Consider the following 16973-nt stretch of genomic DNA (forward strand, 5'->3'; position numbering starts at 1 on the left):
CACCGGCCATTCGCCCCGCGCACAAGCCTTGCCAGCAGCTCCCCGTACCTCTATCAAAGGCAGTGTCCTTTTTTCAGTGAGAGCTCCCATGACCCAGACCAACCGCCGTTTCCTGCTCGCCAAACGCCCTGTCGGCGCCGTCACCCGCGAAGACTTCAGCTTTGAGCAAGGGCCTGCCGCCGAGCCTGCCGAGGGTCAGATCCAGGTTCGCAACCTGTACCTCTCGCTCGACCCGGCCATGCGCGGCTGGATGAACGAAGGCAAGTCCTACATCCCGCCGGTGGGCCTTGGCCAGGTCATGCGCGCCCTCGGCATCGGCGAGGTAACTGCCTCCAAACACCCTGACTTCAAGCCCGGCGACCACGTCAGCGGCGCCCTTGGCATCCAGGACTACTTCACCGGCGAGCCGCAGGGCCTGCACAAGATCGACCCCAATCTTGCCCCCCTGCCCCGTTACCTGTCGGCACTGGGCATGACCGGCATGACCGCCTATTTCGCCCTGCTCGACGTCGGCCAACCGAAAGAAGGCGAAACTGTAGTCATCTCCGGCGCTGCCGGCGCGGTTGGCAGCATCGCCGGGCAGATCGCTAAGCTCAAAGGCTGCCGTGTAGTCGGCATCGCCGGTGGCAAGGACAAGTGCCAATACCTGCAGGATGAACTCGGTTTTGACGGAGTCATCGACTACAAGGCCGAAGACGTGCTGGCCGGTCTCAAGCGTGAATGTCCAAAAGGTGTCGACGTTTACTTCGACAACGTCGGCGGCGACATCCTCGATGCCGTGCTCAGCCGCCTCAACTTCAAGGCCCGCGTGGTCATCTGTGGCGCTATCAGCCAGTACAACAACAAGGAAGCGGTCAAAGGCCCGGCGAACTACCTGTCGTTGCTGGTCAACCGTGCGCGGATGGAAGGCTTCGTGGTGATGGACCACGCCAAGGAGTATGGCAAGGCCGCACAAGAAATCGCCGGCTGGATGGCCAGCGGCAAGCTCAAGAGCAAAGAGCATGTGGTCGAGGGGCTGGAGACCTTCCCGGAAACCCTGCTCAAGCTGTTCAACGGCGAGAACTTCGGCAAGCTCGTATTGAAAGTCTGACCCAGTCAGTTAGTACCCAGGCCAGGGCTGCAGAAGCAGCGCCCGGCCATCGCCCGAATCAGGTGCAGGCTTCGCAGAGCAACCGATCGATCAACCCCTGGGGGCTGTGTTTACGCAGCGCCGCGGCGGGCACCGGAGGCGCCTGACTGGTGAGGAACTGCTTGAGGTCGCGCTGCTCATCACCCAGTACGTAGAACCGGTCAGGGTGATAAAACTCCAGGGTCTTTACCCGCTGATTGTCTGTAATCAGCTTTTTGTCAAAAAATGCAGCCTCCAGTGGGCGCAGGGTCAGCCCGCTCTGGCCTGGCTGATTGATTTCCACCAACACTTGCGCGCTGAGTGCCTTCGCCAGATTTTGCTCATAAGGCAGCACCGCGTCGGTGTGATACCGGCAAGGATGAGTGGAGGTGTGATCTCTGACAATACTGAAATCGATATCGCAACCGTCGGCAATCAATTGATCAGCCACCGCACTGAGGCGCGCTGCGCGGCCTTTGTCTCGGCCGAGGAAAAAGCACAGCGGCTTCTCGCCGATGTGTTCCTCAGCGCCCTGTCTAGCGGTTTCGACATTGAAGGGGAAAAACTGATCGAGAAAAGCCATGTCCAGCTGCTCGCACTGTACAGGGTCGTAACTATAGATACGGTCAAACAGAGGGCGCACGTTATCGATGAACGCAGCGTCCACCAAGTCCCGCACCAACAGCACCCGCGTGCCGGGAAAGTTGGCGATAACCCGCGGGTTGAGGCCGCGCCTAGCCTGTCCCTCGTTGCACACCAGCAGATCATCGGCCTTCGCTGCGCAACCTGACCATATCCGGCGGGCCAGCCAGTCCAATGGCAGATTCACGCCGCTACGCTTGCTGATGGAGCGCACGGCGCGCACGATCTTCTTGGCGTAAGCAGGGACCTTCACCACACGCACATCATTGTTGCGCGCTAGGTTCTCGATCATGAGAATTTCGTAGTGGGCCTTCCAACCCAAAAAATAGACGCTCAAACAGACTTCCTTTTCATGCAGCTACGGCTGGCGGTAGTACTGGTGTAATTGGATTACAAGTGAATCCAAGCAGCTGCTCCCTCCACCGCTATGCTTGGTGGGTGATCGGTCGCCTCCGGCGAAGCTAACGAGAGATTGTAGACCTGTAACCGGTCCCAAACCACTCCCTTGGCCATCATCTCAAAACAGCAGGCCCGCCGCTGGCTACGGAAGTCGAACACTCGGAAGTAAAGCGGCGAATACTGTTTTCACAAAAACGCATTGCTGATTAAGCGAATCGAGCGCCACCAGAAACCCCGCTCAACATGATCCCCGGTAAATTCCGCGGGGAGTTGGCGGTCAAGGTCTGTTCAATCGGCGAGTACAGTGGAGAGCGAAGCACCTCCAGACGCTAGCCCGTCATCAGCTGTCGATGTGCATGCTCATCTGCGAGTGACCTCGAATTAGCATCAGCCTTGCGCAAAATCATGGAGAGCGCTTGCTCGGCGGTGATCTTGGGGATCACTGAAGCCGGGATGCGTGACGCGGCAGACAGGTTGAAAACGGCAAAGCGCTCGCCCACTACTCGCTTAGCCATCAGCTTGAGCGATGGCAATACACGCCCTTCATAGTGCTGATCAAGCCCGCATGGAGACTTGGCAGACCCGGCTGTTGCTGTTTCGTAGAAGCGTCCAGCGGACTGATTCAAGTCAACACCCACAAGAAACACTTTGCTGAAGCCCAAATGATAAGCGAGCTGCAGCGCTGCATACGCCACGGTACGCGCATCAAAAAAGCCCTCGCCAAGGTCTTTGCTGAAACCGATTGAGCGGGCACGAGCACTCAATGCAAAACGAGGGCGGACGCACGCCGACTGGACCCGCACCATGGACTGTATCACCGAAAAACCAGGGGCTTTTTTCAGCGGATACAGCCTTGCAGCGCAGGTCCCAGCAACCTCGGCAACCTGCTCCGACCACAAAGCAACATGTTGGCAGCCTTTCAGCGCCCGGGCGAAAAGCTCAGGCTGCTGTTTGGGGAAGCTGGTATCAGTGCAGATGTAGAAAAAAGGCTTGATCGGCGTATCGGCAAACATCGAGATCGCGCCGTTCATGGTGATCACCGGCACACCAGCAAAACGCGCTACCGGAAAGTCCTTAGCGGAGCTGCCCGAGGCCATGATTATGACCGAGCCCTGGGCAATGTTGCGTACATCGGCAAAACTACCAATGACTGGCTGCAAAGGTTGGGTAATGTCTGAACTGACCGCCAATGTTTATGCCTCAATATGGTTCTTCAGCCTATTCTGACAAAAAAATCGGCGTTGAGTTCAGGCTTCGCTGGTAGTTCCCTCGAGATCATGAAATTATTCTCACATCTCGGGCGGAGTGGGCAGGTACTCAGCTGCGGATCTCGGCGACAACGGCAGCCAGCGCCTGGGCTGGATCGGCAGCCTGACTGATCGGACGCCCGACGACCAGATAATCCGACCCCGCATCCAATGCTTGACGTGGAGTAAGAATGCGCCGTTGATCATCCAGTGCGCTACCGGCTGGACGAATACCGGGGGTGACCAATTGCAGCGACGGATGTGCAGCTTTGAGCGCAGTGGCCTCCAGCGCCGAGCAGACCAAGCCATCCATGCCGGCTTTTTCGGCCAACCCTGCCAGTCGCAGGACCTGCTCCTGCGGCTCGATATCCAAGCCAATGCCTGCAAGGTCTTCGCGCTCCATGCTGGTCAGCACGGTTACACCAATCAACAGAGGTTGCGCTCCGCTGCGCTTGTCCAGCACTTCACGACAGGCTGCCATCATGCGCAGGCCGCCCGAGCAGTGCACATTTACCATCCACACACCCATTTCGGCTGCTGCCTTGACTGCCATAGCCGTGGTGTTGGGAATGTCATGAAACTTGAGATCAAGAAAGACCTCGAAACCCTTCGCGCACAACGTCTCGACAATGCCCGAGGCACTACTGGTGAACAGCTCCTTGCCTACTTTTACCCGGCACAGTGCAGGGTCCAGTTGGTCGGCCAACTGCAAAGCAGCTTCACGGGTAGGAAAATCCAGGGCGACGATCAGGGGCGTCTGGCAAGCGGGCATTGGCAGGGTCTCATGGCAGGTCTTGAACGGCGCGCATTGTAAACCAAGTCAGGCGCGCTTTGCAGGCCGCAGATCAGCAGAACCAGGCCAGCGTATGGCGAGCTACAATGGAACCAATGGCCGTGGGGTCAGCTCGTAATGGGTACCAGCGAAGCTTTTAACTGCCCGTAGGAGAACAAGATGCCTTGGTATGCCTGGTTGATATTGGTCGTAGCCATTGGCTCGATCGTTGGCGGGTTGATGATGCTGCGCGATACCGCGAAGAAGCTGCCATTGACTGAAGAGCAACTGCGCAAAGTGCATGCGCGTAACGCCGAGATGGATGCCAAGGAGTCAAAGGATCTATGAGCGATTGATGGCCGGCTTCACGCCGGCCATCGATGACGCTTTATTCCAGTGTGAGTTTTTCGCGGTTGCGCTCCAGCAAGGCGCTGCCAATGCCCTTGATTTCCAGAATCTCATCTACCGATTGAAACGGCCCGTGGGCATCGCGATAAGCGATGATTGCTTGCGCCTTGGCTTGACCTATACCGTTTAATTCCCGCTGCAGCGTCAAAGCGTCGGCGGTGTTGATATTGGTCTGAACGGGCTGTCCGGCAGCAGGGGCGACGATTGGGGCAGGTTCAACCTGATCCTCTAGAGCAGCGGTTACTGAAAATGAGAGACCTGCGAACAGCGGGAGCAGAAGATAGGAAATTAGGGTATTGCGCATAGTGGACACTCCTGTCGAGTTGGGCGTTTTTAGCAGCGTTCCTTGGCTGCTCACCAACGATAATCAACAGAAAGGATGCGTAAAACCCGGATTTTCTTTCCAGACATTACATAAGCAAATCGCAACTAATATTGATCAACTCTGCGGCACGGATTAATACTGCTCACCCGTAGGAGCATTCGACATGACGGTTCCTTGTCTGCTCCCTCAGCAAGGATGTACCGGTTGTGCGATGAGGTCCGGCCGGACCTACCGGTTCAGGCGCTGCTGCAGGTAGACCCAATCGACGATGTCTCCTTCTGGCATGTAGCCGTTAACCAACTCCCTTAGCAACTGCCGAACACGAGCGTAATCGTCATCTGACACAGCCTTGAACAACCACCCCAAACGTTCACGCAACACGTCCCAAGGCAGGTAATCCTCATTGGCAGCCATGATCATCGGGTGTGCGGTAGGCGATACGTCGTGCCCGATCAGCAACTCTTCAAAGAGTTTTTCACCCGGGCGCAGCCCACTGAACTCGATGGCGATATCACCTTGCGGGTTAGCCGAGTTACGCACGCTGAAGCCCGAGAGATGAATCATTTTTTCTGCCAACTCGAAGATTTTTACCGGCTCGCCCATGTCCAGTACAAAGACATCGCCACCCTGCCCCATTGCCCCGGCCTGCACGACCAGCTGTGCCGCTTCGGGAATGGTCATGAAATAGCGAGTGATCTTGGGATGAGTGACAGTTAACGGCCCGCCTGATTTGATCTGCTGATGAAACAGGGGGATGACCGAGCCCGATGACCCAAGCACATTACCGAAACGCACCATGGTAAAGCGGGTCTTGTTAACACGTGAAATCTTGTCACTATCGCCATACATGACGGGGGCAGCCTCTTGGCTTAACCCCTGCAGAATCAGCTCGGACAGCCGTTTGGTGCTGCCCATGACATTGGTCGGCCTTACCGCTTTGTCAGTGGATATCAGCACAAAGTTGGGCACGCCCGATTGCAGTGCGGCCTGCGCAGTGCACAGCGTGCCATAGACGTTGTTGAGGATACCCTCAGCAATATTGTGTTCGACCATCGGCACATGCTTGTAGGCAGCCGCATGGTAAACGGTATCTACCCGCCAGGTACTCATCACATCAGCCAGGTGCTGTTGATTACGCACCGAACCCAGGATCGGGAGCAGTTGCACAGCAAGCGACTCACGCCTGACGCACTGCTCAAGCTCCGTGAGAATGCTGTACAGATTAAATTCGCTATGATCGAACAGCAGCAGGGTCTTGGGGCCCAGTCTGATAATTTGCCGACACAGTTCAGAGCCGATGGAACCGCCCGCCCCGGTCACCAGCACGGTCTGTTTCTTGTTGCAGCGCCAGAGCAACTCTTCTTGAGCTGGCACCGCATCGCGCCCCAACAGATCGGCGATGTCTACATCCTGAATATCGTCGACCTTGACCCTTCCGCTTGCCAGGTCAGCGAACGCCGGAACACTGCGCACGTGCATGGGATAGGGTTCAAGCAAGGCGAGAATTTCCTTACGCCTTGCGCGAGAAGCCGAGGGCAGTGCAAGCAGTATTTCCTGAGCCCCGGTTTCCTTGACCATCTGTTGCAGATGCTTGGGTTTGTAAACCTGCAAGCCAGCAATTATTCGGTTGGCCAGGTCGCTGTCATCGTCGATGAAGGCTACTGGACGCATGGTACGACCCATGCGTAGTGCAGCAAGCAGCTGATTGCCAGCGGTACCGGCACCGTAAATGGCAACCTTGACCTGGCCGTCGTCGCGATTGGTGAATGGGATCTGCTGGGCCCCTGAGAACCAGTCGCCGAGAAAGTACTGACGCATGATCAAGCGCAGTCCACCGATGATGACCATGCTCAACCACCAGTAGTTGAAGATGATCGAACGCGGCACAACGACCTTGTGGCTGCTGTACCAGTACACCACGACTGCCAGAATCAAGGCTGACAGGGTAACCGCCTTGATGATGGTAATCAGCGCATCATTGCCGAAGTAGCGCATCACTGCTCGGTACATTCCGAAGCGGATAAACAGAGGGATGGCTACAACCGGCGCAGCCAGAAAAAGCCAGCTGTGCTCAAAGATAGGGTTATACATCTCATCGATGCCAAGCCGCACTGTGAACGAAAGCCACAAAGCCAGCCAGATCAGTACGACGTCGGTGCACACCTGGATCAGACGTTTTTTGCGCCGGGACAGATTCACCAGGTAGCGGCGCACACCGCCCTTGCTTGTATGGTTCATCAGGCCCTCCTCAGCGCCACAGTACCTCGGTTACCTGACCGGCTGGCGTTACCAACGCTTGCGCACCTGATCATATTATTCCCGTGCGCCAGCACGATACTTGATCGCCAGCAGTATAAGAGGCACGTAGGCGACCAGCGTTCCCAGCGCCCCGTCGATTTTCATGACGACTACTACGAGAGCGACCGGCAACAGCCAGCACAGGTTTATCAACGCCACTGCCAGACTTACCGCTAGGTGGCTGCCATGCTGGCGTGACGCGTACTGATAAGCGTGGCTGCGATGGGCCTCGTAGACCTTATCGCCACGCAGCAGCCGCCTTCCCAACGTAAAGGTGGCATCCACCACGAACGCACCCGAAAGTATTAACCAGCCCCAGAAGAATAGCGGGTTTAACCAACCTGCCTGCACTGCCAGCAAACCGATGATCAGGCCGAGAAACCCACTGCCAGCGTCGCCCATGAAAATACGCGCGGGAGGGAAGTTCCAGAACAGGAAGCCGGCCACCGTCACGGCCAGCAGAAGCGGCAGCCAACTCGCCCAGGCCTGCCCTGTTATCAAGTAGAGCAGGCATCCGCCCAGGCAAACGCAAATGGCTTCAATGCTCGCAATAGCATCGATACCGTCCATGAAGTTATAGAGATTGAGCAACCAGACCAGATAAAGCAGCCCGATAATGGTCATCCCCCCCCCCGGCTCAAGCGGCTGCCCGAAAATCAGCAGCGGTGGCATGCCGCCAATCCAGTACAACCCCCACCCCGCAGCCAGGAAGTGCCCAAGCAGGCGCCAGCGAGCGGCGATGTGACCGTGATCGTCCATGAAGCCGATCAACGCAACCAGGCTACCAGCACCTACTACGCCGGTGACCAACTCGGTATCGACCGCGCCGGCCCAACCGAGGCACAACGCCCCTGCCACGAACGCAGCGACAAAGGCCAGACCACCACCGCGCGGTGTGGGCAAGGTGTGAGAGCTTCGGGAATTGGGAATGTCCAACAGACTGCGCGACAGCGCATAACGGCGCAGCGCTGCAGTCATCAGCAACGAAGCGGCGGCGGCCGCGAACATCAACCACATCATCGGTGATCATCCAGCAAGGATCGAGCGGCTTTTTCCAGGCCTTGACTCAGTGTAACGGGAGGTGTCCAACCAAGCAGTTGGCGGTTTTTGGTGATGTCCACCTGCAAAGAGCCCAGCAGACGCTGAGCAAGATCTCGCCGACGGAACATCACCGCCGCCAGCCTCAACATAGTCGCCGGAACCGGAATCAGCCTGGCCGGTCGCCCTAGCGCCCGCCCCAGTGCCCGCAATAACTGGGTCAAAGATACGTCTTCACCATCACTGACCAGGAAGATCTGATTGGCAGCTCGCTGATGATCAATGCAGGTCACGATCAAGTCGAGCAGATTATCAAGCGCGACCAAGCTGCGCCGGTTATCGATGGCACCTAGTGGCAACGGCAGCCCGCGCCGAACCCAGCGCATCATGCTGTGGAAGTTGGCCTTGACGCCAGGCCCGTATACCAGCACCGGGCGAATCACCACAACTTGCATGCCGGTGGCAGAAGCTAGCTCGAACAGGCCTTGTTCAGCCTCATACTTGGAGACCCCATAGGGGTCCAGTGGTGCTGGAACGTCATCAGCGGTCAACGCCTGACCGGGCCGGCTAAACTCGCCATTTACTTTGATTGAACTGATGAAGATGAACCGGCGCACGCCCGCTGCTGCAGCCTGACGTGCCAGGTTGAGGGTACCCTGGACATTGACCCGGCGAAATTCGCCAAGGCTGTTGTCGGCAGTTTCGTTCATCACGTGCACACGTGCTGCTGCGTGTATCACCACATCAACCCCGGCCAGGGCAGCTCCCCAAACTGTTTTGCAGCTCAGCTCCCCGACCGTGAACGGTTCCACACCCGCAGCCAGCGCTGCGGCGCTGCTACGCTGCGCCGCGTGAACGTCAAACACATCCGCATCAAGCAAGCTGCGGCAAAGTGCACTACCCACGAAGCCGGTGGCACCGGTGACCAAAATCGCCCGCCTACCCATTTACGCATACCTGATGACGGCGCCACACCACCCTGGGCGAACTCAAAAAAGGGATGAGTTGCTGCAGCGCAGAATCGAATGGCGTAGCTGTACAACCGCTCACCTACCGTTCTACCCAGAGGCACAATGGCTTGCCATGCATCGTTGTATAAAGCCCGTGTGATTAGTCAGCGGCCAAGTATACAGACGTTAGGTCGTTGACTCGACTCAGAAAATCCTGTGAGCGGGCGGTAGAAGGCACGGTCAACCCGCTTCATCGCACCTGCGATGCCCCCGCCCTGGACACAGCACGGGCCTGGCCAGTAGTCTCACCATCCCCCTGAGCCGCACCGCCAGGCAGGCTGGTCTCGGGTACCGGGCTCAACCAGACATTGACGCTGTCGACGCTGTCCTGATTCAACTCACCTGCCCAGCGATTCAGCAGGAACAGGTTGGTGATGAAGTCATACTGCGACTTGAGCAGGTCACGGCGGGTCTTGAACTCGTTCTGCACCGCAGTCAGCACATCCACCGCGTTGACCACGCCATAGGTGAACGCCTTTTGCGCAGCGACACTGGATTTCTGCGCAGAGGACAAGGCATTGCGATTGGCGCGGATCTTCTCGACGCTGGACTGAGCAGTGAGATACGCCGTGGTGGTTTCACGCACCACCTGGCGACGAATGCCCTCCATTTGCACTTCAGCGGCCAGCTGCTCGTCGTATAGCCCCCGAACCCGAGCGGAAGTAGATCCGCCGCTATAAAGCGGGATTTTTACACCCAGCGTCGCGACATAGCTGTCACTGCGTGGCGCCTGGGTGTTGTCATAACCCTGGTCACTTTGCTGCGCATTCAGACTAAGCGACAGCTGCGGATAGTGCTCACCCTTGCCCTCACGTACGGCGGCATTCGCAGCCTCGGCGCCACTCTGGGAGGCCTTTAGCATCGGATTGGTTTCAACCGCCTGGGTAATCCAGCTCTGCAATGGGCGCGTCGACGCCTGCAACTGCACATCGTTACGCACCCGGCTCAGCGGCTCGCTGATCGGCCGTCCGACGATTTCGGCCAAGGCCTCGCGACTGACCTGGACCTGGTTACGCGCGTCAACCTCCTGCGCTGCGAGAGAGTCGACACGCGCTTGCATATCGAGCTTGTCGGTGATCTTGGCCATCTGCCGGTCGAACATCATGCTGACCCGATCAAGGTTCTTTTGCGTGGCGCGGCGTTCGGCCTGAACGAGCGCCAGTTCATCGTCAGCAGCCAAAGCAACGAAGTAGCGCTTGGCCAGGTCGACGGTCGCTTCGGCCAAAGTATCTTCCGCCTGCTGGCCCTTCTGGTCCTTGACGCTCTTGGACTTCTGATAACGCTCCCACGCAGGCTTGTTGTACAAGTACTGAGTCAAGCTGAGCGAGTAGTTTTCGTTGTTGTAGATGTCGCGCGTGTTTTCATTCTTGCGCAACACACGGCTGGTATTGGCATTGGCCGACACTTGCGGCAACAAGCCACCTAGGGCTTCGCGCTGTTGCTCAGCGGCAGAACGCGCACGGGCATAGGCCGCCAGCACACGAGGATCTTCCAGGCGGGCCTCGCGATAGAGACCTGCAAGGTCAAGCGCGTAACTGGACGCTGCAACTTCCCGGGGCACTTCATCCTGGGGTTGCACCGCCAGCGTCTGGCTGGCGGCCATGCACATCAAAACACCGAGTAGCAAACGCACAATCATTCCTCGATCAGCGATTCAGCGAACATGTTGCGCGCTGGTTTCAGGAGATACTGCAACATGGTGCGTTCACCTGCGTTGATCAGGACGTCAGCCGGCATACCGGGTTGCAGTTTGCGATTGCCGAGTTTTTTCATGCCGTCTTCAGATACCTTGACCCGCACCAGATAGTACTGATCGCCGGTGCGCTCTTCGGTCAGGCTGTCGGCGGAGACGCGGATCAACGTGCCTTCGATTACCGGGGTAGTCGCCTGGTTGAAGGCGACGAAGCGGATATCTGCTGTCCTGCCAAGCTCAAGGCGGTCGATATCCTTGGTTGCAACCTTGGCTTCGACGACCAGCTCGGAACTCGCTGGAACGATGTCCAGTAGCGGAGTGGCGGCACTTACAACGCCACCGATGGTGTGAACCTTCATGTCCAGCACCATGCCGCTCTCCGGGGCACGGATGACCACCCGCGACAAACGATCACGCAGCGCCGCTTCCCGCTCCTGAAGATCGAACACCTGAGCCTGGACTTCAGAAAGCTCATTGGCCACATCCGAGTCGAACTTCTTCTTCAATTGCACAATCTGCAGTTCGGTTTCACCGATCTGCAGCTTGGTCGTGGTGATGCTCGACTGATGGTCAGCCACCTCTGTCTTGAGCAGGTCGAGCTTGCGCTCCTGCTCGAGCAAACGCTGATTGTCGACGAAACCCTCGGCCAGCAGTTCTTTCAACTGCTTGATTTCACCCGTATAGGACTTCTCCAGGTTGCGCTTGGTGCGGATCATGTCATCGAGGCCGGCAATCTGCTGCTTCATCTGCTCGATGCGCTCGCGATTGACTGATATCTCACCCATCAGTGAGTCATGACGAGCCTTGAATACCTGCAGCTCTCCGGCCAACGCCTCTCTGGCCCGCTCAGAATCGGTGCCATCCATGGTTACCGCCGGGATCTCCTGGAGGCCATCCCGCTCGGCACGCAGGCGCGCTTCCTTGTAGCGACCTACGATCAGCTGGTTGCGGGTGGATTCATACTCGGCGCTCAACTGGGCTTCATCCAGCACGATCAGCGGATCGCCTTTCTGTACCAGATCGCCATCGCGAGCCAGCAGCTCCTTGACGATGCCGCCTTCCAGATGCTGCACAGTCTTGCGGTAGTTCTGCACGGTTACCACACCGGAACCGTGCACCGCATTGCTCAGTGGGGCGAACGCAGCCCAGGTGCCGAAGACGCCGAAGGTGATCACGATGATGGTGATGCCGATACGGCGAATACCGCGATCGGAGGTTGGCATATCGTCGAAGTTGTGGTCGAACGTGGTGATCGCTTTACTGCTCATCTGGAAATCCCTTCACACGCCGGGGCTGGTGGTGGTAACCGGCACTGCGGCGGCCGTCGCTGGTGGCGCTGATTTTGGAGCGGCAGGACCCGCCGCCGGAGGCTGCGCTGCATCGGGCTGAGCGACACGCTGCTGACCCTTGGCCTGCTGAGCCGCCAGCTCAGCAATGACTCGGTCGCGCTCGCCGTACAACGAAATGGTGCCGCCCGACATCACCAGCACGCGATCCAGACGACTGAGGATGTTGGGCCGGTGCGACACGATAAATACCGTCGCGCCGGTTTCCTTGAGTTTCTGCAGCGCCACGCCCAAGGCGCGCTCGCCGACATCGTCAAGATTCGAGTTTGGCTCGTCGAGCACGATCAGCCGCGGGTTACCGTAGATGGCTCGGGCCAGTCCGATACGTTGCCGCTGGCCGCCCGAGAGGTTGACACCATCCGAACCAATCACGGTGTCATAGCCGTCAGGCAGCATAAGGATCATTTCGTGAACGCCGGCCATCTGTGCGGCGTGCACAACCTTGTCGGGGTCAACCTTGTCGAATCGAGCAATATTTTCGCTGATGCTGCCTTCGAACAGTTCAATGTCCTGCGGCAGGTAGCCGACATAAGGACCAAGCGCGTGCTTGTCCCAGCTATGGATGTCAGCGCCATCCAGACGCACTACGCCATGCTGCGGCGGCCAGATACCCATGATTGCCCGCACCAGCGTGGACTTGCCTGCCGCACTTGGGCCAACGATACCGACGATGGAACCTGCGGGCGCCACGAAGCTGATATTGCGGATAACCGGCGCTTTCGCGCCCGGGGGTGCAACAACCAGATTTTCCACCTGGATGTGCCCTTCCGGCGCGGGCAGTGGCATGCGCTCCGGCTCTTTGTTGAGGTCATCCATGACCTTGCTCAGGCGATCGTATTGAACCTTGGCAGCGACGAAACCCTTCCAGCTGCCGATCATCTGATCGATAGGTGCCAGGGCACGCCCCAACAGCAGAGAGCCCGCCATCAGCAGCCCGGGATTGATTTCGTGGGTGACTACCAGGTAGGCGCCGATGCCCAGCATGATCGACTGTGACCAGGTGCGGAATGTCTTCGAGATGGTGCTGACGATACCGCCCTTGTCACTTGCCTCGGACTGCAGCAGCATGATTCGGCGCTGACGTTTGGCCCAGCGATTCATCAGTGTCTCGAGCATGCCCATCGACTCGATGACTTCGGCATTGCGCAAGGTCTTGGTAGTCACCATGTTCGAGGCGACGTTTTCCTTGTTGGCATTGGCCAGGGCGTTGGCAGTCAAGCGGTGGTTGATGAAGGCCAGAACGGTCAGAACCGCCCCGCATGCCAGGGTCATGTAGCCGAACCAGGGGTGGAAGAGGAACATGACCAAGGTGTAGATAGGGAACCAGGGCGCATCGAAAAAAGCGAACAGCCCGTTGCCGGTGAAGAACTGGCGCAGCGCAGTGAGGTCATTCAACGATTGCGCGGTAGCATCTGCGCCGCCACTGTTCAGTGCTCGTTTGAAGCTGGCACGGTATACATCGCGACTAAGCATCACGTCGAGCCGGTTGCTGATGCGCACCATCACCCGCGATCGCACCCACTCAAGGGACCCCATGGTTGCCAACAACAAAGTCAGAATCACGGTCAGCATCAGCAAGGTTGAGGTACTGCTCGATGGCACCACACGCCCAGAGATCTGGATCATGTAGAACGTTGGCACGAGCATCAGCGTGTTGACGAAGAAGCTGAAGAAACCGACCGAAAGGAAGCTGCTCTTACAGGCTTTGAGGGCGGCTTGCAGGTTGTTTTCGGATAGTGAACTCATGGTATCCATACTGGGGAGGGCAAAAAAACGGCAAGCAGTGTAACACTCGATTAGGGGGGCAGCGTGCCTGATTCCCCACGGCGCCGCTTGACGAGCCGATGAAGCGTTTTATTTATGAAAAAATAATGACCAGCGTCAACAAACGAGCATAAGCGAACTTTCAGAGTCAACTTAGATATCACAAGGCCATCTGCAAGAGTGTTCAGCGACCAACGGCACTAAGCCTGGTTGCTGACAACAGGCCTTGACACGCCCAAGCCAAAGCATTGACGCACGCTCATATTAACGCTGCAAGCATCTGAAAAACATAGTGAATTTCGATGCAGACATAGAGTCATAGGAACGTCTGCATCGCACTCAGTCCGACGCTGCGATCATTGAGCCAGACATTTAGTTCAGAAAAAAAATGAAAATTATTTTACATGAGTGAGTTGACAACATTTTCACATCCCTGCATCTTCGTCCCTCGCATGGAGCGTCCGCTGTCCGTTCCAGGCGTATGCACGGGTTTGAGCAAGTTAGCTGCCAGTGTTTTTGTTTAAAAGGAGCTTAACAACGCCATGTCCTCCCCTTCGCAGCCGCTAGATGGCCTGAAAATCAGCTCGAGAGTCACGCTGCTCGAGCCGGGCATGTACATCTTCCGGTACGCCTCCCAACCCCCCGCCGACAAGCCTGTGTGCATAGCCTTGCAGCAAGCGCCACTCGGTAAGGGCTCAATCGATTTCTTCCCCGCCGAGGGTGTCAGCAAGAACATGCTGAACACGCTTGGCGACACCATCGTTGCGCGCGTCAAGGGCGGCGTGACCACGGTTCTGATCACCGAATATCACATGTTCGACGACGTGATCGACCCCGTTGACCTGCGCATAGACCGCATCGACAACTCCCCTGCCATCATGCGTACGTTTGCCGTGGTCGCCACCAGCGATCCGGAACTTGCGTTGGAAGCCAGCACTGCGCCCATGGCTCTGGAGCTCACTGCACACCTGCAACATGCCGGCGAAGTCGTCTCGAGCGAAGGCTGGGTAGGCGCCCCTGACAGCGAGGAATTCATCGAAGCGTTCGCCATTGGCTGGCCAGACAAACCAGCGGATGTAGACCTGCTTTACACCTGCATGGTGGCCGGCTCCGGCCCCAGCCGCAACGTCTCGACCGGCACTTTCGTCGGCATTCGCGGCGAGGGCCTGCCACTGATCTGCGCAGGCTTCAGCCTAGTCGGGCCGCGGCGCAAACATTACGAAATTTCCGGTCATATCGTTTTCGGCAACGCCGAACCACAACGGTTGATCGCCAGTCAGATGATGCATGGCCCCACTGGCAACGAGCCACTGGTGGCGCTGCATATCGCCATAACTCCCGTCACGAAGATGAACGCTGCCCGCTCTAAGTCTCCGTGGGAAAACTCTGCTTACCAGCAGAACATAAGTATCGCAAGCCAATTGGCTTGAAGTCGTAGGAATCGATCATGCAATACGATAGCCCCGTTTCGTCTACCGAGTTTCAGTCCTTCCTGACAGCTACCACGCTGACTGACAGCACTGTCAACGCCATCAGCTCGCTGCTGGGCCTGGACGCTGAAGGCGCAACCGTCAACGTTGCAAGCTTCGACGGCGTGAACCTGGAGCTGCCAGCTGGCGGCGCAGTAGATGTTGTTACTGGCGAAATCGCTGGTGTTGCAACCGACCTGGTTACCCTGGACCTGTCCGAAGCTGAAGCTGCTGGCGCTCGTGCTTACATCCTGGAAAGCGATGCAAGCCTGAACGTCACCCTGCAAGGCCAATCGGGCGCTGCCCCTGCTGCCTTCGCTGCTCTGGCTGCCGACATCGCTGTCAGCGCTGACGCCAACGCCGAAATCGGCCTGGTTGTCACCACCGGCAACGGCAACGACGTGATCACCGTTAACGGCGACCAGAACACCTACATCGACGGCGGCGACGGCAACGACACCATCGTTACCGGCAACGGCAACAACACCGTTATCGCTGGCGCTGGCAACAACAACGTCAAAACCGGTTCGGGCAACGACACTGTCGTCCTGAGCGGCGTCAACCACACTGACATCGTCGACACTGGCGCTGGCTACGACGTGGTTCAACTGGACGGTTCGCGTGCTGACTACGAGTTCGCTGCCAACTCCAACTTCAACGTTACTCTGACCGGTAGCCAAACCGCTTCGATCTCGAACGCTGAGTTCCTGACCTTCGTTGACGGCGACACCGTTGAGACCGTTGCACTGGCTCACAGCGAAGCTGAAGCTTCTGCCCTGCGTCTGTACCAAGGTATCCTGGGCCGCGATGCGGACCTGCAAGGTGCCAAGGACTTCGTAGGCGCTGTTAACGGTGGCACTTCGCTGACCGACATCGCCAACCTGTTCCTGAACTCGTCCGAAGTCACCAGCGTTGTCAACGCTGCCGACATCAACGACCTGTACCAAGCTCTGCTGGGTCGTGACGCTGACGCCGAAGGCGCTGCGGATTGGGCTGGCCTGCTGGCCAATGGCGGTTCGCTGACCGACATCGCTGCTGCGATCGCAGTTTCGCAAGAAGCTATCGCTGCCGATGCGTCCAACGGCGACTTCGTACGCGACCTGTACGAAAACGTCCTGGGCCGTGAAGCTGAAGAAGAAGGCCTGAACGCTTGGGTCGGTCAGCTGTTCAACGGTGCAAGCCGTTCCGAAGTGGCTTCCGCCATTGTTGGTTCCGCTGAAGCTCAGACCAAGTCCGATGCAGACTTCATCGAAGGCCTGTACCAGACCGCTCTGGGTCGCGATTCCGACGCAACTGGCAAGGCTGCTTGGCTGGGCCTGCTGGCCAACGGCGGCACTCACGCCGATGTTGCCCTGGGCATCGTTGGTTCGCCAGAAGCTGTTGACCACATCGACAACGTCGTTGTGCTGCACGGCCAGGTGTAACTAGCCCTGTCGTAGCGATGCGTATGCCCG

The 16973-nt window shown here is 57.9% G+C and carries 14 protein-coding genes; 4 read left to right on the plus strand and 10 right to left on the minus strand.

Annotated elements, in window-relative coordinates; translation table 11 throughout:
• Nucleotides 1-88 precede the first annotated feature (88 nt).
• On the plus strand, nucleotides 89-1090 hold the full coding sequence (locus tag AC58X1_RS08725; protein WP_497428689.1) for an NADP-dependent oxidoreductase: 1002 nt from the start codon (nucleotides 89-91) through the stop codon (nucleotides 1088-1090).
• Between the two features lie 58 nt (nucleotides 1091-1148).
• Here the strand turns inward: AC58X1_RS08725 and AC58X1_RS08730 are convergent, their stop codons facing one another.
• The 3 genes from AC58X1_RS08730 to pyrF form a co-directional block, all read right to left on the minus strand.
• Nucleotides 1149-2042, minus strand: a complete 894-nt coding sequence (locus AC58X1_RS08730) for a WaaS/CpsH family glycosyltransferase (RefSeq protein ID WP_497428690.1) — start codon at nucleotides 2040-2042, stop codon at nucleotides 1149-1151.
• 436 nt (nucleotides 2043-2478) lie between these two features.
• On the minus strand, nucleotides 2479-3339 hold the full coding sequence (locus tag AC58X1_RS08735; RefSeq protein WP_497428691.1) for a WaaZ-like lipopolysaccharide core biosynthesis protein: 861 nt from the start codon (nucleotides 3337-3339) through the stop codon (nucleotides 2479-2481).
• Nucleotides 3340-3466: 127 nt separating this feature from the next.
• Nucleotides 3467-4168 carry an orotidine-5'-phosphate decarboxylase gene (gene pyrF, locus AC58X1_RS08740; RefSeq protein ID WP_497428692.1) on the minus strand — a complete coding sequence of 234 codons (702 nt, stop codon included), beginning with the start codon at nucleotides 4166-4168 and terminating at the stop codon, nucleotides 3467-3469.
• A 180-nt stretch (nucleotides 4169-4348) separates the two neighbouring features.
• Between pyrF and AC58X1_RS08745 the strand changes: the two genes are divergently transcribed.
• Nucleotides 4349-4516, plus strand: a complete 168-nt coding sequence (locus AC58X1_RS08745) for a DUF2897 family protein (RefSeq protein ID WP_430327709.1) — start codon at nucleotides 4349-4351, stop codon at nucleotides 4514-4516.
• Nucleotides 4517-4556: 40 nt separating this feature from the next.
• Here AC58X1_RS08745 and AC58X1_RS08750 read toward each other — a convergent pair whose 3' ends face one another.
• The 7 genes from AC58X1_RS08750 to AC58X1_RS08780 form a co-directional block, all read right to left on the minus strand.
• On the minus strand, nucleotides 4557-4880 hold the full coding sequence (locus tag AC58X1_RS08750; RefSeq protein WP_482126558.1) for a ComEA family DNA-binding protein: 324 nt from the start codon (nucleotides 4878-4880) through the stop codon (nucleotides 4557-4559).
• Nucleotides 4881-5129: 249 nt separating this feature from the next.
• Nucleotides 5130-7139 carry a polysaccharide biosynthesis protein gene (locus tag AC58X1_RS08755; RefSeq protein ID WP_497428693.1) on the minus strand — a complete coding sequence of 670 codons (2010 nt, stop codon included), beginning with the start codon at nucleotides 7137-7139 and terminating at the stop codon, nucleotides 5130-5132.
• 75 nt (nucleotides 7140-7214) lie between these two features.
• A complete protein-coding gene (locus AC58X1_RS08760; protein ID WP_497428694.1) occupies nucleotides 7215-8219 on the minus strand; it encodes an MraY family glycosyltransferase in 1005 nt (334 codons plus the stop codon).
• Nucleotides 8216-9184 (minus strand): UDP-glucose 4-epimerase family protein, encoded by a 969-nt coding sequence (locus AC58X1_RS08765; protein WP_497428695.1) that lies wholly within the window; start codon nucleotides 9182-9184, stop codon nucleotides 8216-8218. Before AC58X1_RS08765 ends, AC58X1_RS08760 begins: the two co-directional genes overlap by 4 nt.
• Nucleotides 9185-9437: 253 nt before the next feature.
• Nucleotides 9438-10886: a TolC family outer membrane protein gene (locus AC58X1_RS08770; protein ID WP_497428696.1), complete on the minus strand. Its 1449-nt coding sequence runs from the start codon at nucleotides 10884-10886 to the stop codon at nucleotides 9438-9440.
• Nucleotides 10883-12208 carry an HlyD family type I secretion periplasmic adaptor subunit gene (locus AC58X1_RS08775; protein ID WP_497428697.1) on the minus strand — a complete coding sequence of 442 codons (1326 nt, stop codon included), beginning with the start codon at nucleotides 12206-12208 and terminating at the stop codon, nucleotides 10883-10885. The genes AC58X1_RS08770 and AC58X1_RS08775 overlap by 4 nt, the downstream gene beginning before the upstream one ends.
• Nucleotides 12209-12220: 12 nt before the next feature.
• Nucleotides 12221-14032: a type I secretion system permease/ATPase gene (locus AC58X1_RS08780; RefSeq protein WP_497428698.1), complete on the minus strand. Its 1812-nt coding sequence runs from the start codon at nucleotides 14030-14032 to the stop codon at nucleotides 12221-12223.
• A 629-nt stretch (nucleotides 14033-14661) separates the two neighbouring features.
• Between AC58X1_RS08780 and AC58X1_RS08785 the strand changes: the two genes are divergently transcribed.
• Together AC58X1_RS08785 and AC58X1_RS08790 are read left to right on the plus strand one after the other, a co-directional pair.
• Nucleotides 14662-15480, plus strand: coding sequence for a hypothetical protein (locus AC58X1_RS08785; protein WP_497428783.1), 819 nt, complete (start codon nucleotides 14662-14664; stop codon nucleotides 15478-15480).
• 17 nt (nucleotides 15481-15497) lie between these two features.
• A complete protein-coding gene (locus AC58X1_RS08790) occupies nucleotides 15498-16943 on the plus strand; it encodes a DUF4214 domain-containing protein (protein WP_497428699.1) in 1446 nt (481 codons plus the stop codon).
• Nucleotides 16944-16973: the final 30 nt, after the last annotated feature.

Source organism: Pseudomonas sp. PGPR N4 (assembly GCF_059693665.1).